Source organism: Streptomyces sp. 4F14, from assembly GCF_048159485.1.
Taxonomy (GTDB): domain Bacteria; phylum Actinomycetota; class Actinomycetes; order Streptomycetales; family Streptomycetaceae; genus Streptomyces.
Map to the genome: position 1 here is coordinate 140661 of NZ_JBLRVY010000015.1, position 20259 is coordinate 160919.

At 71.1% G+C, this 20259-nt stretch carries 16 protein-coding genes and 2 pseudogenes; 7 read left to right on the forward strand and 11 right to left on the reverse strand.

Going from position 1 to position 20259, the window contains the following annotated elements:
- Positions 1-10: 10 nt before the first annotated feature.
- Positions 11-1012: a GlxA family transcriptional regulator gene (locus tag ACLZOT_RS25975; RefSeq protein ID WP_416971472.1), complete on the reverse strand. Its 1002-nt coding sequence runs from the start codon at positions 1010-1012 to the stop codon at positions 11-13.
- Between the two features lie 278 nt (positions 1013-1290).
- On the opposite strand from ACLZOT_RS25975, the gene ACLZOT_RS25980 reads away from it, so the two are divergent.
- Positions 1291-2541 (forward strand): MFS transporter, encoded by a 1251-nt coding sequence (locus ACLZOT_RS25980; RefSeq protein WP_416971473.1) that lies wholly within the window; start codon positions 1291-1293, stop codon positions 2539-2541.
- Between the two features lie 19 nt (positions 2542-2560).
- Here ACLZOT_RS25980 and ACLZOT_RS25985 read toward each other — a convergent pair.
- Positions 2561-4060, reverse strand: a pseudogene (locus ACLZOT_RS25985) (ATP-binding protein); the annotation flags it as partial.
- Positions 4061-4525: 465 nt separating this feature from the next.
- On the opposite strand from ACLZOT_RS25985, the pseudogene ACLZOT_RS25990 reads away from it, so the two are divergent.
- A pseudogene (locus ACLZOT_RS25990) lies at positions 4526-4966 on the forward strand (DUF7008 domain-containing protein); the annotation flags it as partial.
- Positions 4967-5172: 206 nt separating this feature from the next.
- On the opposite strand, the gene ACLZOT_RS25995 reads toward ACLZOT_RS25990, so the two are convergent.
- Positions 5173-5775: a flavin reductase family protein gene (locus ACLZOT_RS25995; protein WP_416971474.1), complete on the reverse strand. Its 603-nt coding sequence runs from the start codon at positions 5773-5775 to the stop codon at positions 5173-5175.
- A gap of 83 nt (positions 5776-5858) precedes the next feature.
- On the opposite strand from ACLZOT_RS25995, the gene ACLZOT_RS26000 reads away from it, so the two are divergent.
- A complete protein-coding gene (locus ACLZOT_RS26000; protein ID WP_416971475.1) occupies positions 5859-6794 on the forward strand; it encodes a hypothetical protein in 936 nt (311 codons plus the stop codon).
- Between the two features lie 99 nt (positions 6795-6893).
- Here ACLZOT_RS26000 and ACLZOT_RS26005 read toward each other — a convergent pair whose 3' ends face one another.
- The 6 genes from ACLZOT_RS26005 to ACLZOT_RS26030 form a co-directional block, all read right to left on the reverse strand.
- On the reverse strand, positions 6894-7643 hold the full coding sequence (locus ACLZOT_RS26005) for an enoyl-CoA hydratase/isomerase family protein (RefSeq protein WP_416971546.1): 750 nt from the start codon (positions 7641-7643) through the stop codon (positions 6894-6896).
- A 257-nt stretch (positions 7644-7900) separates the two neighbouring features.
- Positions 7901-10126 carry an acetate--CoA ligase family protein gene (locus ACLZOT_RS26010; protein ID WP_416971476.1) on the reverse strand — a complete coding sequence of 742 codons (2226 nt, stop codon included), beginning with the start codon at positions 10124-10126 and terminating at the stop codon, positions 7901-7903.
- 110 nt (positions 10127-10236) lie between these two features.
- On the reverse strand, positions 10237-11097 hold the full coding sequence (locus ACLZOT_RS26015) for a GNAT family N-acetyltransferase (protein ID WP_416971477.1): 861 nt from the start codon (positions 11095-11097) through the stop codon (positions 10237-10239).
- A complete protein-coding gene (locus tag ACLZOT_RS26020) occupies positions 11094-11708 on the reverse strand; it encodes a GNAT family N-acetyltransferase (RefSeq protein WP_416971478.1) in 615 nt (204 codons plus the stop codon). The genes ACLZOT_RS26015 and ACLZOT_RS26020 overlap by 4 nt, the downstream gene beginning before the upstream one ends.
- Positions 11709-11920: 212 nt before the next feature.
- Positions 11921-12349 carry a Zn-ribbon domain-containing OB-fold protein gene (locus ACLZOT_RS26025; protein ID WP_416971479.1) on the reverse strand — a complete coding sequence of 143 codons (429 nt, stop codon included), beginning with the start codon at positions 12347-12349 and terminating at the stop codon, positions 11921-11923.
- A 1-nt stretch (position 12350) separates the two neighbouring features.
- Complete coding sequence (locus tag ACLZOT_RS26030; RefSeq protein ID WP_416971480.1) at positions 12351-12797, reverse strand: DoxX family membrane protein; 447 nt, start codon at positions 12795-12797, stop codon at positions 12351-12353.
- A 161-nt stretch (positions 12798-12958) separates the two neighbouring features.
- Between ACLZOT_RS26030 and ACLZOT_RS26035 the strand changes: the two genes are divergently transcribed.
- The 4 genes from ACLZOT_RS26035 to ACLZOT_RS26050 all read left to right on the forward strand — a co-directional run bounded on the left by ACLZOT_RS26035 (position 12959) and on the right by ACLZOT_RS26050 (position 18361).
- Positions 12959-13357 (forward strand): hypothetical protein, encoded by a 399-nt coding sequence (locus ACLZOT_RS26035; RefSeq protein WP_416971481.1) that lies wholly within the window; start codon positions 12959-12961, stop codon positions 13355-13357.
- Between the two features lie 294 nt (positions 13358-13651).
- Positions 13652-15274 carry a subtype B tannase gene (locus ACLZOT_RS26040; protein ID WP_416971482.1) on the forward strand — a complete coding sequence of 541 codons (1623 nt, stop codon included), beginning with the start codon at positions 13652-13654 and terminating at the stop codon, positions 15272-15274.
- Positions 15275-15490: 216 nt separating this feature from the next.
- On the forward strand, positions 15491-16687 hold the full coding sequence (locus ACLZOT_RS26045) for a flavin-containing monooxygenase (protein WP_416971483.1): 1197 nt from the start codon (positions 15491-15493) through the stop codon (positions 16685-16687).
- A gap of 267 nt (positions 16688-16954) precedes the next feature.
- Positions 16955-18361 (forward strand): flavin monoamine oxidase family protein, encoded by a 1407-nt coding sequence (locus ACLZOT_RS26050; RefSeq protein WP_416971547.1) that lies wholly within the window; start codon positions 16955-16957, stop codon positions 18359-18361.
- 1 nt (position 18362) lies between these two features.
- On the opposite strand, the gene ACLZOT_RS26055 is transcribed toward ACLZOT_RS26050, so the two are convergent.
- Both ACLZOT_RS26055 and ACLZOT_RS26060 read right to left on the reverse strand, forming a co-directional pair.
- Positions 18363-19031 carry a pyridoxine/pyridoxamine 5'-phosphate oxidase gene (locus tag ACLZOT_RS26055; RefSeq protein WP_416971484.1) on the reverse strand — a complete coding sequence of 223 codons (669 nt, stop codon included), beginning with the start codon at positions 19029-19031 and terminating at the stop codon, positions 18363-18365.
- A 23-nt stretch (positions 19032-19054) separates the two neighbouring features.
- The gene (locus ACLZOT_RS26060) at positions 19055-20062 is read right to left on the reverse strand and encodes an expansin EXLX1 family cellulose-binding protein (protein WP_416971485.1); all 1008 of its coding nucleotides are present in this window, start codon (positions 20060-20062) and stop codon (positions 19055-19057) included.
- Between the last annotated feature and the right edge of the window lie 197 nt (positions 20063-20259).

A 20259-nucleotide genomic window follows, 5' to 3' on the forward strand; every position in this document is an offset into this window, starting at 1 on the left:
GCCGGGGCCCTCAGGTCCTGGCACCGACCCGGAACGTACGGCGGTACGCGGTCGGGGTGACGCCCAGGGCGGCCTGGAGGTGCTGGCGCATCGACTGGGCGGTGCCGAAGCCGGCGTCCTGGGCGATGCGGTCGATGGAGAGATCGGTTGATTCGAGGAGGTGACGGGCGTGTTCGACGCGTTGGGAGGTCAGCCACTGGCCGGGGCTGACGCCGGATTCCTCACGGAAGCGGCGGGTGAAGGTCCGCACGGACATCGCCTCCTGGGCGGCCATGTCGCGCAGCTGGATCGGCTCGTGCAGGCGGGCCAGCGCCCAGGCGCGGGCGGCGGTCGTGCCGGCCTGGCGGGCGTCGGGGACGGGGCGCGCGATGTACTGGGCCTGGCCGCCGTCGCGGTGCGGGGGGACGACGGTGCGCCGGGCGACCTCGTTGGCGACGGTGGTGCCGTGGTCGCGGCGCACCATGTGCAGGCACAGGTCGATCCCGGCGGCGACACCGGCCGAGGTGAGGATGTCGCCGTCGTCGATGAACAGGACGTTCGGATCGACGTCCACCTTCGGGAAGAGGCGCTGCATGTGGTCGGCGTCCACCCAGTGCGTCGTCGCGGGGCGCCCGTCGAGACGGCCGGCGGCGGCCAGGACGTACACGCCCGTGCAGATCGACGCGATCCGGGTGCCGGGCCTGATCCGGGCGAGCGCGGACTCCAGCTCGGGCGTCAGGACGCCGTCCTCGAAGACCGGGCCCAGCTCGTAGGAGGCCGGGACGATGACGGTGTCGGCTTCGGCGAGCGCCTCGGGGCCGTGCTCGACCATGATCGAGAAGTCGGCGCTCGCCTGGACCGGGCCGGGCGGGCGGACCGAGCAGGTGACGACCTTGTACAGGTGGCGGCCCTGCGCGTCCCGGGGCATGCCGAAGATCCGGTGGGGGATGCCGAGTTCGAACGGGATGATGCCGTCGAGGGCGAGGACGACGACGTGGTGCGGGCGGAAGGGCCGTTCACTGCCGAGGCTCATGGCCCGATCCTAGCGAACCGTGTCCTTCGGGCCAATCGTTGTGCGGGGCGGGAGGGCCGAAGCTGAGGGGCGTGATCCAGACAACCGAGACTCCAGAGGCCGGACGCCCGGAGGCAGGGGCGGGGGCGTCCGCGGCCTCGCCTTCCGCGGCCTCACCCTCCGCGGCCGGGCCTGCTGCCGCCGGACCCGCCGCCGGACCCGCCACCGGACCCGCCACCGGGCCTTCCGCCGGGCCTTCCGCCGCCGGGCAGGCGCAGACGCCGCGCGGGAGACGGCGTGTGCACCGTGCGTGGTTCGTGGCGGCCGTCACCTTCGTCACGATCATCGGCGCGGCGGCGTTCCGCTCCCTGCCGAGCCTGCTGATCGACCCCCTGCACGACGAGTTCGGCTGGTCGCGCGGGACGATCGGCGCGGCCGTCTCCGTCAACCTCGCGCTGTACGGCCTGACCGCGCCGTTCGCCGCGGCGCTGATGGACCGCTTCGGCATCCGGCGCGTCGTCGCCGTCGCGCTGACCGTCATAGCGATCGGCTCCGGGCTCACCGTATGGATGACGGCCGCCTGGCAACTCATGCTGTACTGGGGCCTGTTGGTCGGCCTCGGCTCCGGCTCGATGGCGCTGGCGTTCGCGGCGACCGTCACCGACCGGTGGTTCACCGAACGCCGCGGCCTGGTCAGCGGCATCCTCACCGCCGCGTCCGCCTCCGGGCAGCTGATCTTCCTGCCGCTGCTGTCCTGGATGGTGACCCGCTACGACTGGCGCCCGGCCGCGGTGACCGTCGCCCTCGCCGCCCTGGCCGTCGTCCCCTTCGTCTGGCTGCTGCTGCGCGACCACCCGGCGGACGTCGGCCTCAAGCCGTACGGCGCGAAGGAGTTCACCGAGAAGCCGCCGCCCGTCACGGGCGCCGCGCGCCGAGCGGTGACCGTCCTGTTCGAGGCGGCCCGCACCGGCCCGTTCTGGCTGCTCGCCGGCACCTTCGCGATCTGCGGCGCCTCCACCAACGGCCTGGTCCAGACCCACTTCGTGCCCGCCGCGCACGACCACGGCATGCCCGTCACCGCCGCCGCCTCGCTCCTCGCGGTGATCGGCGTCTTCGACGTCGTCGGCACGATCGCCTCCGGCTGGTTCACCGACCGCTTCGACGCGCGCCGCCTCCTCGCCGTCTACTACGCCCTGCGCGGCATCTCGCTGCTCTTCCTCCCGATGCTGCTCGCCGCCACCGTCCACCCCCCGATGATCTTCTTCATCGTCTTCTACGGCCTCGACTGGGTCGCCACCGTCCCGCCCACCCTCGCCCTGTGCCGCGAGCACTACGGCGACGACTCCGCCATCGTCTTCGGCTGGGTCCTCGCCTCCCACCAGGTCGGCGCGGCCCTCGTCGCCTTCGCCGGCGGAGTCGCGCGGGACGTCTTCGGCTCGTACGACGTCGTCTGGTACGCGTCGGGCGCGCTGTGCGCGGCGGCGGCGCTGATGGCGCTGGTGATACGGAGGCAGGGGGGAGGGGCGCAGGCGGGGCTTGCGGTGGCGTGAGTTTCGGGGCGGGCGCCGTTCAGATCAGGAAGCCGACCGGTGCCGCCCGCCCGTACAACTCGTCGAGCCCGACCAGCAGCACGCCGCCCCGGGCGGCTTCGGCCCTCAGTGCTTCGCTGAAACCCGCCGCGCTGAAGCACGCCAGCCCGCAGTGCGACGTATCCATGCCGCGTGCGGTGAGCAGTTCCCTCGCGTGCGTCAGCCGGTCGAGGTGGGAACGGCCCATGACGGTGCCCCACTTCACCTCGCCGAGCAGGGCGACCGCCGGGCGGTTACCGCCGGTGCCCTGCTCGACGACGGCCACGTCGATCTCGATCTGCCGGCGCTCCCTGGGGTCGGCGACGATGCCGCACCCCACCTCTCCCAGGTCCGTGCCGAGCAGTGACCGCCCGGGACCCAGGACGTACTCGCGGCACATCGCCTCGAAGTGCGGCCCGATCACCTGCGCCGCGAAGCGCTCACCGGACCGCGCCCACACGTCCGTCGCCTGGCCGCTCTCCAGCCGGGCCCAGGCCGGACGCATGACAGCCTCGTAGAAATTGATCAGGGGTTCGGTGATGCGGTACTGCGACTTCCCGGCCCGGAAGACGTCGGCCTCCCGCGCCAGGAGGCGGCTGTCCTCCAGGACGTTGAGCGGATGGGAGATGTCCACGGACTTGCGGCCGATGTAGCCCGCGATGCCGCCGCGCGTCGAATTGCCCTGGGCCACGGCGGCGAGCACCGAGTGGTACAGCGCGGTGTCACGGATGTCGGCCTCCTCCGCGAGGAGATACCGGGCCTCCCGGAAGAGTGGGCTGAACGGCGACAGGACGGTACGGCAGAGCCAGTCGTCGAAGTCGTCCGGACCGGCGGGAACGTCATCCGCCAGGAACTGCCGACGGTACGCCGGGGTACCACCGAGGACCGCGTGCAGCCGGACGGCGAGGGCAGGCTCCGCCGCGACGCCCCAGAAGTCCGCCGCCGCCCGGTACCCGAAGGGACGTACCACGAGTTCGAGCTGAGCCCGGCCAGGCAGTGGTGCGGTGCTGGCCAGCAGCCCGCCCATCACGGACATCGCCGAGCCGCACAGCAGCAACCGCATCCGGCTCTCTTCGCTCTGGAAGCGGTCGATCAGCCGCTGGACGAGGGACGGCAGCTCCGGTGCGGCCTTCACCAGGTACGGGAACTCGTCGATGACGGCGAGCGCCGGGCCGTCGCCGGGCCGTGCCCCGGGCGCCGCGAGCCCGAAGAGGTACGCCATGGCGTCGTCCCAGGTGGCGAAGGAGAACGGCACGGGGGAACCGGCGTACTCGGCCAGCGCGGTGCTGAACTGGCGGAGGGATTCCGCCTCGGTCGCGTCGGTGGCCGCGAAGTAGAAGCCGCCGTACTGCTCGACGAGCGCTCGCAGCAGGTATGTCTTTCCCATGCGCCGGCGTCCGCTGACGACACCTAGCGCGGCGTGGGGCAGCGGGCGGCCGACGAACGAGGTGAGGGCGTCCCATTCGCGTGCTCGGTCGAAGACGCGTGATGGCTTGGGCGGCCTTGAGGGGGCACGGTCACTCCCTGGATTTCATTAGAGGTGTATGCCTTAGGGGTGCGGCTTCGTCAACTCAGGAACACGGCTACGGCGATTCCCAGGCCGGCCGCGCCGAGGACACGAGTTTCCTGGCAGATCTGCCCTCGCTGCTCGACGCGAGCGCGTGGAAGTCCTGCGGCCAGGTCGCGACACCCGGCTTCAGATTCGTCGACCCCGCCTGCGGGACGGGCGCGTTCCTTCTGGGGGCCTATCACCGTCTCCTGCGAGGCTGGTCCGAGATCAGGCCGGACATGAGCCCTTGGCAGCGGGCGGCGAGGGAGCCGCGATCCGTACACGGCTGCGACATCGATCCGTGTGTCGTGCTCGTCGCCCGATTCCGTCTGCTGATGGCCGCGCTGAACAGCGTCGGCGGGACGAGGCGGTTGGACGACGTCCCGAACCTCAAGATCGTCGTGGCCGGGGGAGCGGTCCTTCGAGATCGTGCCGGCCAGGAAGACCGTGGCGGGAGAGACGGAAACCACCTGGTTCGACCGGCACGATGCGCTCCCGATGACCGAGATCCCGGACCACTGGCCCTCGGACTACCGGCGTCTGGTGGAGCGCCGGGTGGCGGCCGTTCAGGAGAACCCGTTGCCGGCACTGCTGGAGCGGCCCGAACACAAGCGGCGTTGGGCGACAGAGAGCTGGGACGCTCTGGTGCACGGGATCCTTCAGGACCGTCTGCTCGGCCTCTGCGAGTCTTCTCGGCTGTGGTACGAGACGTTCCCACGAGGCCGCCGCCCTGTCGTCCGTTCCGTGGGGCAGCTAGCCGAACTGCTGTCGGAGGACGAGGATTTCGTACAGCTGGCGGAACTCCATTCACCGGCCTCCACCACGACGGAACTGCTGGTGAAGCTGCTGGCCGACGAGCACGTTCCCCAGAGGCGGGCCCGCTTCGGTACAGGGCGTCGGGCCTTGCCAAGAGGTCGCGCTGGGAGGAGCTGTGGGAGGCGCAGCGAGGGGACGGCAGACGCGGGCTCGCCGACGCCGGCGCCTCGGCCTGTCGGAGCAGGATGTGTACGACTGGCGGCCACCCGCTCCGAGAAGGGGCAGACCACGCCGCGACGCTTGACCGGTCAGACGAACCGTCCCCGATGGAACAGCAGCGGTTTCCGCTCTCCGCCCGTCGTCCCCAGCGCGTCCACCCTGCCTACGACGATGAGGTGGTCGCCGCCCGTGTGGACCGCGTGGATCGTGCAGTCCACCCACGCGAGGGTGCCGGTGAGGCGGGGGGAGCCGGTGGTGGGGGCGGGGTCGTACGGCACCCCGGCGAACTTGTCCGTGCCGCTGCGGGCGAAGGCGCGGCACAGCTCCGACTGGTCCTCGGCGAGGATGTTGACGCAGAAGACGCCGGCGCGGGCGATCCGGGGCCAGGTCGCCGACGTGCGGGCCACCATGAAGACGACGAGGGGCGGGTCGAGGGAGAGGGAGGCGAAGGACTGGCAGGCGAACCCGGCGGGGGACGCTCCTTCCGTGAGTGCCGGTGCCGTGACAACGGTCACCCCGCTCGCGAAGTTCCCGAGCACCCGCCGGAACATCTCCTGGTCGACCGGCGCGGCCTCGCCGTCCCGTACGCACCGCAGGTCCGGGCGCGGTACCAGCGGCCCTTCGGCCGTCCCGCCGCCCGGCAGGGCTCTCAGATAGCGGACTGCGGCTGCCGCAGCGCCTGCGTGTCCCATCACCCCTCCATTGAAGCTGACGGAGCGTCAGGTCGGAAGGGGTGGTGAACCCTTCTTTGCGCGCCCCGCATACGCTCCCCCTCATGAGGCGGGGGACTTTCCGGGCGGCGCGGCTGAGCTGGGCGCCTGTCGACACACAGGTGGCCGCGGCGACGGCTGCGGCGCAGATACCGGCCGCCTTCGTGGTCTGGCTCGCCCGGTCCTCGGGCCAGGACGACTACGGGATCTCCCCGCCCGCCCTCGGGTGGACCTGCGTCCTCCTGTTCGCCCCGCTGTGGGTGCCGTTCACCGGCCTCCTCCAGGCGGCCCTGGTCACCCGCCCCGCCGGAACGCTCGCCGCGCTCCTCAGGGGTGGTGGCCGTCCGGCAGGGGTGTACTACCTGGGAGCTACGGCGCTCGTGAGCGCGCTGTGGGCGGCGCCGGCTGCCCTGGCCCTGGACGTTCCTTTTCTGTCGGCCGCCGCTGCCCTGACCGTGCTCGGCTTCCTCCCGATGCTCGCGGTCCTGGTACTACGCCGCAGGAGCCACCCATGGTCCACCGGAGGCGTGTGGTGGCGCTCGGTCCCTGCCTCGGTGGCCCTGTTCGGCGTAGTACTCACGGGGGTGTTCGCGGCTGATACGGCAGGTCTAGTACCTCAGTACGAGCCGCCCCGGCTCTCCGCCGACCGCCTCACCGGCGTCTGGCGCGGCGCGGACGGCGCGGAACTGACCCTGCGCCCCGGAGGCCGTGCCGAGGCGAACGCCCTGCCCGCGCAGACCCAGGAGGGCGTCGAGGACTGGTCCGCGGACAAGGTCTACGACCTCTGCGACGCCACCGGCACCTGGTTCCTCGACACCGAGGGGCGCCACGACCGCTTCGCCGGCGAGGGATCCGAGGAACGCGACGGGGCCGTCGTACGCCTTGAGGGCTGCGGGGCGGACACGTACTGGGTCATCGGCGGTACGGCTGACTCGCCGGAGTTGTTCGTGCTGTTCGGTGACCCCGATGCGGGTGATCTGCGTATCCTCAGGCACGCCTGACAGGGTGTCCGGGGTCTTCTGGAGGGCTGGAGGGCTGGAGGGCTGGAGGGCTGGAGGGCTGGAGGGCTTGGGGTTGGGGTTGGGGTTGGGGGTTTGGGGTCAACGCCCCCTGAAAACGGGGCTCCTGCGCTCCACGAACGCCCGCAGCCCTTCCCGCGCGTCCGCCGTCGTCATGTTGATCTCCTGGGCCGCGGCCTCGGCGGCGAACGCGGTGGTCCGGTCGGAGTCGAGGGAGGCGTTCAGGAGTTGCTTGGTGAGGGCGAGGGAGCGGGTGGGGGCGGTGGCCAGGCGGGCCGCCCACTCCTGCGCCGCCTTCGCCAACTCCCCGTCCGGTACGACCCTGTTGACCAGCCCGAGCCGCTCGGCCTCCGGCGCCGCGAGCGAATCCCCGAAGAACATCAGCTCCTTGGCGCGATGCGGCCCGATCAGCCGGGGCAGCAGATAGGCACCGCCCGCGTCCGGCACGAGCCCCCGCCGCACGAACACCTCGATAAAACGCGCCGATTCGGCGGCGAGCACGAGATCGCAGGCGAAGGCGAGATGCGCCCCCAGTCCGGCCGCCGTCCCGTTCACGGCCGCGATCACCGGCTTCTCACAGTCGAGCACGGCGGCGACGAGCCGCTGCGCCCCCACCCGCAGGGTCCGCGACACGTCCCCGGGCAGCACCTCCTTCGTGGGGCCACCTCGCAGATCGGCACCCGCGCAGAAGCCGCGGCCGGTGCCGGTCAGGACGACCACACGTACGGCGGGGTCGGCGGACGCGTCCTCCAACCGGCCGATGATCGCGTCCCGTTGGGACGGTGTCAGGGCGTTGAGGGCCTCGGGGCGGTTGAGGGTGAGGCGGGTGATGCCGTGGTCGTCGGTGGAGTGGAGGAGGGGGGATTCGGTGGCGGGGGCGGCCTCGGGGTCGGCGTGGGCTTTGGGGGCGGCGCCGGTTCCGGGCGCGGTGTCGGCCTTGGAAGCGGTGTGGGTTCCGGGCGCGGCGTGGGTCTTGGAGGCGGTGTGGGTTTGGGGCGTGGCGTCGGTTCCGGGCGCTGCGTCGGCCTGGGAAGCGGCGTTGGCTTCAGGCGTGGCGTCGGCTCCGGACCCGGTCGGCCGAGGCGTGCTCACCGGCACACCGCCAGCGCGTCCAGCGCCACCGCCCCCTGCCCCCGAGGCAGCACGATCAGCGGGTTGATGTCCAACTCCGCGATGTCATCGACGAGTTCGAGCGACATCCGCTGCACCCGCAGGATCACCTCCACCAGCGCGTCCAGATCCGCCGGGGGGCGCCCCCGCACTCCGTCCAGCAGCGCCCGCCCCCGCAGATCCGTCAGCATGTCCCGCGCCTGCGTCTCCCCGAAGGGCGGTACGCGGACGGCGGTGTCGTGCAGCACCTCGACGAGGACCCCGCCGAGCCCGACCGTCACCGTCGGCCCGAACAGGTCATCGTGACTGACGCCGACGACCATCTCCACGCCCTGCGCGACCATCTGGCAGACCAGGACACCGTCCAGCGCGACGTCCTCGTACCGCGCGATGTCCGTCAACTCGCGGTAGGCGTCCCGGACTTGGCTGGCCGAGGTGAGGCCGATCTTCACCAGCCCGAGTTCCGTCTTGTGGGCGATGTCCGCGCCGGACGCCTTCATCACGACCGGGTAGCCGACGAGGCTCGCGGCCCGTACGGCTCCGGCCGCGCTGGTCACCAACTGCTCGCGCGGCACCCGGATCCCGTACGCGCGCAGCAGTTGCTTGGCCGCGTGCTCGCTCAACTGCTGCCCGGGCCGCATGAGTTCACGGGCCTTGCGGAAGGAGGGCGAGGGGGTGCGGGGGGCCTGGTCGAAGGGTGAGCGGTAGTCGCTGGTGAAGCGGTGGTGGTCGAGGTAAGCCCGCACCGCCGCTAGGCAGTTGGGGACCGTACGGAACGTCGCGACCCGGCGCGAGCCCAACAGCACCTCCCGGTAGGCGGGTTCGGTGCCGACCGGTGAACCCCACACCACGCACACCAGTTTGTCCGTCTCCTCGGCCGCCGCCACCAGGTCCTCGACCAGACGGTCGCTGAGCGGCGGGAACGGCCCGGTGATCGGGCAGATCAGCACCCCGACGGACGGATCGGCGAGGATCGCGTCGATGATCCTGCGGCCCCGGTGGTCGCCGACGGGGTGTCCGCCGTTGTCGATCGGGTTCGCGACACTGAGGAACTCCGGTATCCACTGGTGGAGTTCGGCCTGCTTGGCGGCGGAGAGGGGCGGCAGAGCGAGACCGGCCGCCGTCGCGAGGTCGGCGACGTGGGCGCCGGTGCCGCCCGAGATCGCGTACACCGCGACGCCGTTCGCCACCGGAGGCTTCGCCCGGGCCAACAGGGTTGCCGTGTCCTGGAGTTCGTCCAGCGCGTCGACGCGGATCACGCCGTACTGGCGCATCGCGGCGTCCACCACGTCGTCCGCGCCGGTGAGTTTGCCGGTGTGGGAGGCCGCCGTGCGAGCGCCGGTCTCGGTGCGGCCGACCTTCACCGCGACGACCGGGACCTTGCGGCGGGCGGCGCGGTCGGCGGCGAGCAGGAACGCGCGGCCGTCCTTGAGGCCCTCGACGTAGCACGCGATGGCGCCGGTCTCCGGCCGCTCGGCGAAGTACGAGATGAAGTCGGCCGTTTCGAGGTCCGCCTCGTTCCCGGTGGGCGCCCAGTGGGACAGGCGCACGCCCAACTCCTGGAGGGAGAACACCGGTCGGCCCTGATGGCCGGACTGGGTGATGAGCGCGATCGCCGGTCCGTCGAGATCCTCGCGGAACTCCTCGAACGCGTTCAGGTTGGTGTTCGGACCCAGCAGGCGCAGGCCCGCGCGCTCCACGGCCGCCGCCAGCCCCGCCTGCGCGGCGGCCCCCTCCTCGCCGGTCTCGGCGAAACCGGACGCGAAGGCGACCGCGAACTTCACCTTCGTCTCCGCGAGTTGCTCGATCACCGGCAGCGGGTCCGACACCAACAGCACGGCCAGATCGACCTGTTCGGGAAGGTCCGTGACCGACGCGACGCACGGGATGCCGAAGACCGCAGCACGGGTGGGGTGCACCGGGTGCAGCCGGGCCCCCACCCGCTTCGACCAGGCCAGCAACTGCCTGGTGATCCCGGTGTTGGGCCGTCCCTCGGCGTCCGAGGCGCCGACGACCGCGACCGACTCGGGCCGGAAGAACCGCTCCAGATCCGGCACGTCCGCGTACAGCGGGCGTCCGCTGACGTCCATACCGTCCACATCGGCCGGCCTGCCGTGCACAGCCGGTCCGGGCTGCTCGCCGCACGCGATGACCCGGGCCCGGCGGGAGTCGGTGGTGAGGGTGCCGTGGGTTGATCCAAGCATCGGTCCGCCCGTCTCCTTGGCTTAGCTGACGCACTGTCAGATTACATAACTGATGGTGTGTCAGGAATGGGGGTGCGGTGAAAGCTTGGAGAGGGTCCGGGCGCGGGCGGTCAGTCCTGGAAGCCGTACGCGGTGAAGTCCTCGACCGGCCGGTAACCGATGCGCTGGTACAGGGCGTTGCTCGTCCGGTTCGCCAAGTCCGCGAAGAGCAGCACCTCCTGGGCTCCGGCCTCGCGGGCGCGACGGCTCGCCTCGGCGGTGGCGGCGCCCGCGTAACCCCGGGCGCGGTGCTCGGGCGGGGTGTAGACCGTCACGATCCGGATCTGGCCGGCGATCAGGCCGGTGGCTGCCGCCATGGACACCGGGGTGCCGTCCGGGGTCTCCCAGAGAGTGAAGCCGCCGGCGGCGATGCGGGAGGCCAGCAGGGAGTCGGCCGCTGGGCGGGGAAAGCCGAGTTCGGCCGCGAAGGCGCTGTTCCAGGCTTGGAGTCGGGCGTGGTCCGCCGAGGTCGCGATACGCGGGCGGCCCGGCGGGGCGGGCTCGGGCGGGGTCAACTCACCCAGGCGGTAGAGGCGTTCACCGCGGATGACGGTCGCCGTGGTGTTCGTCCGGTGCCTCCAGCTCTCCACGAACGCCGCCGCCGTCGTCTTGTCCGAGGTGATCCCGAGGAGCTGGTGATCGTGGGACAGGAGGGCGTCGGCAAGCGACTGCGCCTGGTGCGGGGCGAGTCGGGTGACGTTGAGCGGGTGGGGCGGGGTGTGGAAGAAGGCCGCCACCACCTGGCCGTCGGCGTCGGTGAGGGCGCCGAAGACGGGGTGGCGGTCGCCGTAGAGGGACGTGCCCTGGGTGCGCAGGTTCTCCAGCACGGACAGGGAGACCGTGTGGCGGACCGGGCGCGAGCGCAGGAACGGGCCTGCCTCGTCCAGGAATTCGGTCAGGTCGGTGATCAACCGCCAGTGGTCGTCACTCATTTGTGCTCCCAGGTCGGTTCGGGGTCCGAGGACAGGCGGGCGTGCAGGTGCATGTCGCGGAAAGCGTCGTGGCGGCCCGCGGCGAAGGTGGCGTCACGGAGAGTGCCCTCGTGACGGAAACCGCAGCGGACGGCGATGCGGCAGGACACGTCGTGCCCGTCCGCATGGTCCAACTCCAGCCGGTGCAGACCGAATTCGGTGAGCGACCAGCGGGCTACGACGATCAGGGCGCGCGTCGCGACACCCCGGCCCCGCGCCTCGGGCAGCACCCAGTAGCCGACCCGCGCGCTCCGGGTGACCCGGTTGACGAGGTTCAGCCCGATCTGTCCCAGCGTCTCGCCGGTAGCGGTGTCGGTGAGGCGGAACGGCATGGCCGTGCCCTGGGCGGCGCCCGCCACCTTCGACCGCAGGTGGGCACGGGCCGAGACGTGGTCGGTCACCGGCATGAGCGGGGTGTTCCACCGCCGGAACTCGTCATCGGACTGACCGCGCAGCCAGGCGTCCACGTCCGCGTCGGAGGTGGGGTCCCAGGAACGCAGGGTGAGGCCGTGGCCGTGCAGGAGGGGGGTGGGGGCTGAGGGGAGGGGGACGGGGTCGGTCGCTGGGGGCATGGGGCCATTGAAACCGGGTCACTCTGGAGGGGCACCCCATTTGATCTACCTCTGCGGGGCTACCTCTCTGGGGGTACCTCTGCGGGGCTACCTCTGCGGGGCTACCTCTCTGGGGGTACCCCTGGGGAGCTACCTCTCCGGAGCTACCTCCCGAGGCTTACCCGCCAGAACTACCTCCGCCGGACTACCCCTCCGGAGCTACCCTTCCCGACCTACCTCCCAGGTAGCCCGAACACCGGCACACCCTCCCGGAACCTCACCGCCAGCTCCATCCCCGCGTACAGCTCCGCAGCCGTGCACCCCACCAGCTCCGTCATCATCCGGGGCCCTTCCTCCAGGTCCACCACCGCCGCGAGGTAGGGCGTGCGGTCGCGGAACGGGGGGAGGTCGTTGCGGTGGACGGTCGACCAGGTGTAGAGGCCGGCCCGCCCGCACGCCTCCTCCCAGACGACGTCCTCGCTCCAGCAGTGGGGGCAGAACTCGCGGGGGTAGTGGTGGGGGCGCGAGCAGGCCGTGCAGCGCCGGATCAGCAGGCGGCCCCGGGCGGCGGCATCCCAGTAGGGGAGGGTGAGGGCATCGGCCTCAGGTATGCCGTACGCAGGTACGTCGTACTTCTGAGGGACCCCCGGAGTCTCGGCCATCTCAGAACCACCCCAGCGCGCTGTCCACGGACCAGCTCTGCCATGACATCCCGAACAGCCCCACCACGGACATCAGCCCCATCATCGAGTTCTGCCCCTGCTCCGCCCAGTCGTGGATCATGAGGACGAAGTAGAGGGCGTTCAGGAGCAGTCCGCCGATCAGGGCTACGGGTGTGAGGAACCCCAGGATGAGGCCGAGCCCGAGGGCGAGTTCGGCGTAGGCGACGACGTACGCCATCACCCGGGGCCGCGGCGTGACGGTGACCGCGAAACCACTGCGCACGGCGGACCACCGGTGCTTGGCGGCGATGTCCGCGGCCCACCGGATCCCCCCGCCCTGGAACCACGTCTTCTTGTCCTTGTGCCGCCAGCTCTCCAGCCACCACAGCCCGAGCCCGATCCGCAACACGGCCAGCCACTGCGCACCGTCGAGCCAGATCGTGTCCATGAGACTCCCTGCGGGGTCGGGCGAACGGGGCCGCACATCTGACGATGCGTCAGTTCTAGGGGTGGGGGCGGGGTTTGGCAAGGGGCGTGGGCGGCGGCTCCGGCGTCGCGGGTTCGCCCCAATAGGATCGCGAGTTCGGATCACGGAAACCGGAGGGTGGGATGGAACAGCCGCGGATACGCCTCGGCAGTGACGGCGCGTGGCTGGAGCTGGCCCGGACCGGGGTCAACACCTGGCAGGTCAGCGCGGATTGGGCTTCCTGGCTGACGGCCGACTTCACCGCGGACCTCGACGCCGAGGAGGTCGTGGACTTCACGGAGCAGATGCTCCTTCGCCTCAACGACCCCTGGACCGGCCGCTTTTCGGAGGCGGTGACCCCTGGCCGCAACAACCCGCTGACGCTGAAGGCGGAGCGGGCTGGGGAGGGGTTCGCGCTCTTCGTCCGCCTGACCCCCAACGGCGACGACGACGTGTGCCACTTGCAGATGGAGATCGACCCGATCGCCACGTCGGAACTCCGTGAGGCGTTCGGCGCGTTGCACGCGGCGCTGGTGGGCTGACCGCCGGGGGCGCACCCCGCCCCGGCCTCACACGGCTGCGACCGGTCGCACCGCGCCACCTCCGGCATGCCGGACGCCTTCGGTGAGGTCGCTCCGGCGCTCTGGCCCGCGCCCGCCCCTGTCCCCCAGCTGTGAATCTTTGCGTCCCCCCATGAATGCCAGACATATTGTTGACGATTTTGTCGGCGTAGAACTACGTTCGTTCGCGAGAGCAAGGTGCCGCAGGTCGGAAGCAGGGAACCGCGGCTCGGGAGCCGGACGAGAGGCAGCGTCGTGAAGCACAGGTCAGGGTCAGTGAAGCGCAGGACGGTGGTCCTGGGGATCGGCGCGACCGCGGGTGCGGCGGCTGTCGGCGGTATCGCCTACAGCGCGCAGGCCGACGACTCGACCACATCCCCCTCGGGAGGGACCGCCGCCACTGGCTCCCTGGTATTCGACCCCGAGGGCTACACGAAGCTGACGACCACCGTCACGGACACCGAGGGCGCCGAGCACGCGGTGACGTACCACTTCTGGAAGGCGATCACGTACGTCGCCAAGCCGGTCGACGCCACCTACCAGAGCCTCAATGTGAGCGTCCCGGTCGAGATCGACGGTGTCGCGGTCGACGCGAAGAACGCGCCGATCCTGTTCGCGAACTCGATCGGCGGCTACATGCCGTCGTCCGTCGCGGACGCGACCGGCGTAGGGGGCGGCGGCATGACACCGGGCGGCGGAGGCGGCGCCCCCAGCGGAGCTCCGACAGCTTCCCCCAGCAGCGCGACAAGCACCGCCCCCGGCGCCAACGGCAACACCAACGCCACCGGCGGAGCCCTCGCGTCCAACCAACTCCTCGCCCTGGCCGCCGGTTTCGTGATCGTGGAGCCGGGCGCGCGCGGCCGTACGCTGAAGAACTCCGCCGGTGAGTACTACGGCGTCGCCCCCGCCGCGATCGTCGACCTCAAGGCGGCCGTGCGGTACGTCCGCGCCAACAAGGGCCGCATCCCCGGCAATACGGACCGCATCGTGTCGGCCGGCACCAGCGCGGGCGGCGCGCTCTCCGCGCTGCTCGGCGCGTCCGGCGACAGCCCGCTGTACGCGAAGCTCCTCAAGGACCTCGGGGCGGCGGACGCGAGCGACGCGATCTTCGCGACCGGGGCCTGGTGCCCGATCACCGACCTGGAGCACGCGGACGGCGCGTACGAGTGGAACTGGGGTGACAGCGCGACGAGTTCGGGCGCGAAGGTCGACCAGGCACTGTCGAAGGAACTGCGCGGACAGTTCGCCGAGTACCAAGCGTCCTTGAAACTCAAGGGACTTGGCGGCTTCGGCAACCTCAACGCCCGTAACTACGACGAGTACTTGGTACGCCAGTACCTGGAGCCGTCGGCGACCGCTCACCTCGCCGCCCTCACCGACTCCGCGCGCACCACGTACCTCGCCGCGAACACCTTCATCACCTGGAAGAACGGCAAGGCGTCCTTCTCCTGGGCGGACTTCCTCACGCACGTCGGCGCGCGCAAGAAGCCGGTGCCGTCCTTCGACGCGTTCGACCTGTCGACGGGGGAGAACAACCTCTTCGGCAAGGGGACGACGATCGCCCGCCACTTCACGGCGTTCGGCGCGAAGAACGACACGACGGGCCTGTCGAGCAAGCGCGTTGCGAGCGACCTCCCCGAGACGCTGCGCCTGATGAACCCGATGACCTTCCTCACCGGCAAGGCCAACCCGGGCCGCACCAGGCACTGGTGGATCCGCCTCGGTACGAAGGACTCCGACACCTCGCACACGGTCTCGGCCAATCTCGCCGCCGCCGCGAACGGCCTCGGTGACGAGGTCAGCCACAAGTACTACTGGGACGAGGGCCACGGCGCGAACACCGACCCCGGCGACTTCATCGCCTGGATCGCGAAGATCTCGGGCCACAAGGCGAGGTAGCTCCCGGGTGGTCCCCGGGTAGTACTCGCGGACCACCCCCTCGGTCCGCCCCCGATCGTGGTGACCGGCGCTTCCCGTCATGCGGCGCCGGTCACCACCCGTATCGACCGCCGGTGCACATGACTTCGCACACCTCTTTACATCCGTGATCAATCCGCAACCAATTCCGGTCTTGACCGATACCCATCAACCCGGCGCGTGATTACGCTCGCGACTATGGCCCAGCCCAGCGAATCCACAGCGCCGATACAGTCCCGGCACACCGCCCCCACCCCGACCGACCGCCCGGTCTACATCATCGGCGGCGGACCGGGCGGCCTCGCCGCGGCGTACGCGCTCAAGCGCAAGGGCATCCGGGCGGTCGTGCTGGAGAAGGCCGACCGCGTGGGCAGTTCCTGGCGCCGCCACTACGACCGTCTGCATCTGCACACGACCCGGCGCCTGTCGGCCCTGCCCGGCCTGCCGATGCCGCGCAAGTTCGGCCGCTGGGTGGCCCGCGCGGACGTCGTCCGGTACCTGGAGAAGTACGTCGAGCACCACGAACTGGACATCGTCACCGGCGTCGAGGTCTCCGGCGTGGAGCGCGCCCCCGACGGCACCGGCTGGCTCCTGAGAGCTACCGGGGGACGCGAGCTGACCGGCTCGGCCGTGATCGTCGCGACCGGCTACAACCACACCCCGTACCTCCCGGGATGGACAGGACGGGAGTCGTACGACGGCCCGCTGACGCACGCCGTCGAGTACCGCAACGGCGCCCGCTACAAGGGCAAGGACATCCTCGTCGTCGGCGTCGGCAACACGGGCGCCGAGATCGCCGTGGACCTGGTGGAGAATGGCGCGGCCCGGGTGCTGCTCGCGGTCAGGACGGTCCCGCACATCGTGCGCCGCTCGACGGCCGGCTGGGCGGCGCAGTACACGGGCATCCTCGTCCGCCGCCTGCCCGCCCCCGTGGTCGACCGACTCGCCCGCCCCATGGCCAAGTTGAGCATCCCCGACCTCTCGGAGCACGGCCTGCCCCGGCCCGACACCGGGCTCTACAGCCGGGCCAAGGCGGGCGCGATCCCCGTCCAGGACGTCGGGCTGATCAGCGCGATCCGCAAGGGCAAGGTCGAAGTCGTGGGCGCCGTCGAGGGGTTCGAGGAGGGCGAGGTGCTGCTCGCCGGAGGGCAGCGGGTGCGGGTCGACGCCGTCATCGCCGCGACCGGGTACTCCCGCGCGCTGGAAGGGCTCGTCGGCCCGCTCGACGTGCTCGACGAGGCCGGGCGGCCGGTGGTGAACGGCGCGCGGACGCCGAAGAACGCGGCGGGGCTGTACTTCACCGGGTTCGTCACGCCGATCAGCGGGACGTTCCGCGAGGTGGGGATGGACGCGGAGCGCATCGCCCGCCGGATCGCCCGGGACCTGCGAGCGTAGAGAACCTCAACTCATCGCAGTAGTGCGGGTGTTGTACATGTGTCGGATGTGACAGGTGGGCCGGGCCGCAGAGCTGTCGCGCGGCGGCGCGAGTCGCCAGAATGCGCGCTGGAACGTGAACATTTCTCAGCTTTCCCGTTCCGGCAAGTTGCGCCGAGCTCTGCCGACCACCCCCGGAGGCCGCACGTGGCAAGCGAAAGACCCTTCTCCCGCCGCAAGTTGATCGGGGGCGCGGGCGCCCTCACCCTGGCCGCGACGGCCGCAGGTATGGCCTCCGCGCAGGCCGCGACCGCCACCCGTGACGTCGACGTCGCGATCGTCGGCGCCGGGCTCGCCGGACTGACGGCGGCCCGCGACCTGGTGGCGGCCGGCAAGTCCGTCCTCGTCCTGGAGGCCCGCGACCGGGTCGGCGGCCGGGTGCTGAACCTGAAGCTCGCGAACGGCGGAGTCACCGAAGGCGGCGGCGAGTTCATCGGCCCGACCCAGACCCGGATGAAGGCGCTCGCCGACTCCCTCGGCGTCGAGACCTTCGCGACCTACAACACCGGCAACAACCTCCTCTACAAGGACGGCAAGAAGACCCCGTACGCCACCGACGGCGCCCTCGGCTCGGTCCCGCCCGTCGACCTCGCCGGACTCGCCAACGCGGCCATCGTGCAAGCCTCGTTGAACGACATGGCCAAGCAGGTCCCCGTCGACGCCCCCTGGACCGCGCCCAAGGCCGACGAATGGGACCGCCAGACCTTCGAGACCTGGCTGCGCGCCAACGCGGTCGTCCCGTCCGCCAAGTTCCTGCTGGACGTGGCCTGTACGTCGATCTTCTCGGCCGAACCCCGCGAACTCTCCCTGCTCTTCGTCCTCTACTACATCGCCGGCGCGGGCGACGCGAACAACCCCGGCACCCTGGAGCGCCTCACCGAAACAGCCAAGGGCGCCCAGGAGTTGAGGTTCGTCGGCGGCTCCCAAGAGGTCCCGATCAAGCTGGCCGCCACCCTCGGCAACCGCGTCCTGCTCAACGCGCCGGTCCGCTCGATCGCCAAGTCCGGTTCCCGGTACGTCGTTTCGGCGGACGGCACGACGGTCACCGCGTCCCGCGTCATCGTCGCCGTACCCCCGCCGCTCGCCGCGCGCATCACGTACGACCCCCTGATGCCCGCCGCCCGCGACCAGTTGACGCAGCGCCTGCCGATGGCCTCGGTCGCCAAGGCGATCGCGATCTACGACACGCCCTTCTGGCGGGCCGACGGTCTCAACGGCCAAGTCGTCAGCGACAGCGGGGTGATCAGCTCGACGTTCGACAACTCCCCGCCGGACGCCTCCTTCGGTGCCCTCATGGGCTTCATCGAGGCTGACAAGGCACGGCAGTTGGACGCGGCGAGCGAGGCCGAGGTGCGTACGGCGGTCCTCAAGGACTTCACCACCTACTTCGGTGCCAAGGCCGCCACGCCGACCTCCTTCGCCCTGCACCGCTGGAACAACGAGCAGTACACGCGCGGCGGCCCCGTCTCCATCGCCGCGCCGGGCGTACTCACCCAGTACGGACGGTCGTTGAGGACCCCGGTCGGCGGCATCCACTGGGCCGGGACGGAGACGTCCGTCTACTGGATGGGGTTCATGGACGGGGCCGTACGGTCGGGGGAGCGGGTCGCGCGGGAGGTCCTGGCAGCGCTCTGAATCAGGGCCAGAGCAACGCCTTGTCCCAACTCCCCTCGCTCCAGCGGTACTCCAGCCGTACATGCCTGCGTCGCTCGTCGCCCTGGAAGAACTCCACGGTGTCCGGGGCGAGTTGGTACAGCGTCCAGGTCGGGGAGGGGGATTCGGGATCCCGCACAGCCCGCTCCCAGGCTTCCTCGGAGGCGGTCGCCAACTCGCCCGGTGACGACAGGACTTGACTCTGCCGTCCGGTGAGCGCGGCGGCCAGCGCGCCCGTCGAGCGGGCGTGCAGATCCGCCTGGGACTCCGTGTCCGGGGCCGCCGTCACCCGGCCCCGGACACGGACCTGCCGACCGAGCGACGGCCAGTAGAAGGCGAGGGCCGCGTACGGCCGTTCGGCGAGTTGGCGGCCCTTTCTGCTGGTCGCGTGCGAGGCGAACGACCAGCCGTGCCGCTCGTCGGCGCCGTGCAGCATGACGATCCGCACGTCCGGAGTGCCGTCCGCGTCGGCCGTCGCCAGCGACATGGTGTGCGGCTCGCGCTCACCCGCCGCCACCGCCTCGGCGAACCAGTCCGAGAACAGGGGCAGCGGCGTGGCGGGCGCGGTGTCCGGGTCGAACGCCGGGAGGCGGGTGGCCTCGGGCGCCCAGACCCGGAGCGTGCGCAGGAGTTGGGGGAGATCGCTGGTCATGGCCTGATTATGGAACGTGGCCCTCAGCGTTGCCGGAACTGCACGCCGGTCGGCTGGACGACGTTCGCCTTCACGGGGAGGCCGTCCACGACGAGCTGCTCGCCGTAGATGTCGGTGATCCGGATCGACCCTCCGCAGCCGCCGCCCTGCTCGGAGAGGAAGTAGTTGTACTCGGCGCGGGGCAGCCGGGTCCAGGCACCTCCGGCACGAACTTCCAGGCGGGCGACGGGATTTCGGTGCCCCAGCACCTGGATCCCGCACCAGTACTGCGAGGAACCGGTCTTGTACCGCACGGACACGTTCCCGTCGACCGCCGGGCTCACCAGGCTCCACGAGATCGGGATCCGCCCCTTGACCAGCGGCGCCAGCTTCGCGAACGCCTGCTGACTCAGGTCGAGTTGACCGGGCGCGCAAGGCGCCGGGCACTCGTTGGTGATCCGTACGGTGATGGCGGCGCCGCCCGCGCTGACCCGCACGTACGCTCCGCATGCCCTGGACGTCTCGTAGTCGGCGGTGTTCATCGCGGCCGTCATGGTGTCGCCGGTCGGCCCGAAGGTGCAGGCGCCGTCGCCGTTGCCGACGTCGTACGACGTGGCGACGCCCCGGTACGTCCGGCCGGGCTCGATACGGCCGGCGAGCGGGGCGTCGCCACTGCCCGTGGCCGCGACGCTGCCCGAGCCGCCTGCGGCCTGGGGGCGGGCGGGCGCGGCGGACGCGGGTCCGGGAGAGGGCTTGGCGGAGGGAGAGGTCCTGGCCGGTGACGGCGAGGGGGAACCCGAAGGACTGGGGGTAGGGGATACCGGCGTACTGGGGGAGGGCGTAGTACCTGAGGGGGACGATCCGCCGGACTGCTCCTCGACGACGGTCCCCGCCCCGGCCCGCGCCTTCGCGTCGTCCCCACCGTTCCCGCTGCCGGGACGGAAGGCGACGACCAGCGACACGATCAGGGCGACACCCGCCACGGCGATGACGGACATGAGGATGCCGGGCCGGCGCCGGGGCTGCCTGCGCCGGTGGGATGAGGTTGCCACGCGTAGTCCTTAGGTCGGGTGGGGCTGCTCATCAGTGGCCACAGGCCCCGGAAAGGTTGCCGCGCTGTTCGTGCACCTATACGTCCGCTCGCCGGGGACCGTTCGATGGAATCCCAAAAGACACATATTTATGTCTGTCTGGTTAATTAAATCCCGATGGTAAGAGATAACGAACGTGATGGGAGTTTTCGCCGGTC

Coding starts and splice junctions, on each gene's coding strand:
- ACLZOT_RS25975 (WP_416971472.1), bottom strand. CDS start 1,012: ATGAGCCTCGGCAGTGAACGGCCCTTCCGCCCGCACCACGTCGTCGTC.
- ACLZOT_RS25995 (WP_416971474.1), bottom strand. CDS start 5,775: ATGGGACACGCAGGCGCTGCGGCAGCCGCAGTCCGCTATCTGAGAGCC.
- ACLZOT_RS26000 (WP_416971475.1), top strand. CDS start 5,859: ATGAGGCGGGGGACTTTCCGGGCGGCGCGGCTGAGCTGGGCGCCTGTC.
- ACLZOT_RS26010 (WP_416971476.1), bottom strand. CDS start 10,126: ATGCTTGGATCAACCCACGGCACCCTCACCACCGACTCCCGCCGGGCC.
- ACLZOT_RS26015 (WP_416971477.1), bottom strand. CDS start 11,097: ATGAGTGACGACCACTGGCGGTTGATCACCGACCTGACCGAATTCCTG.
- ACLZOT_RS26020 (WP_416971478.1), bottom strand. CDS start 11,708: ATGCCCCCAGCGACCGACCCCGTCCCCCTCCCCTCAGCCCCCACCCCC.
- ACLZOT_RS26025 (WP_416971479.1), bottom strand. CDS start 12,349: ATGGCCGAGACTCCGGGGGTCCCTCAGAAGTACGACGTACCTGCGTAC.
- ACLZOT_RS26030 (WP_416971480.1), bottom strand. CDS start 12,797: ATGGACACGATCTGGCTCGACGGTGCGCAGTGGCTGGCCGTGTTGCGG.
- ACLZOT_RS26035 (WP_416971481.1), top strand. CDS start 12,959: ATGGAACAGCCGCGGATACGCCTCGGCAGTGACGGCGCGTGGCTGGAG.
- ACLZOT_RS26045 (WP_416971483.1), top strand. CDS start 15,491: ATGGCCCAGCCCAGCGAATCCACAGCGCCGATACAGTCCCGGCACACC.
- ACLZOT_RS26050 (WP_416971547.1), top strand. CDS start 16,955: ATGGCCTCCGCGCAGGCCGCGACCGCCACCCGTGACGTCGACGTCGCG.
- ACLZOT_RS26055 (WP_416971484.1), bottom strand. CDS start 19,031: ATGACCAGCGATCTCCCCCAACTCCTGCGCACGCTCCGGGTCTGGGCG.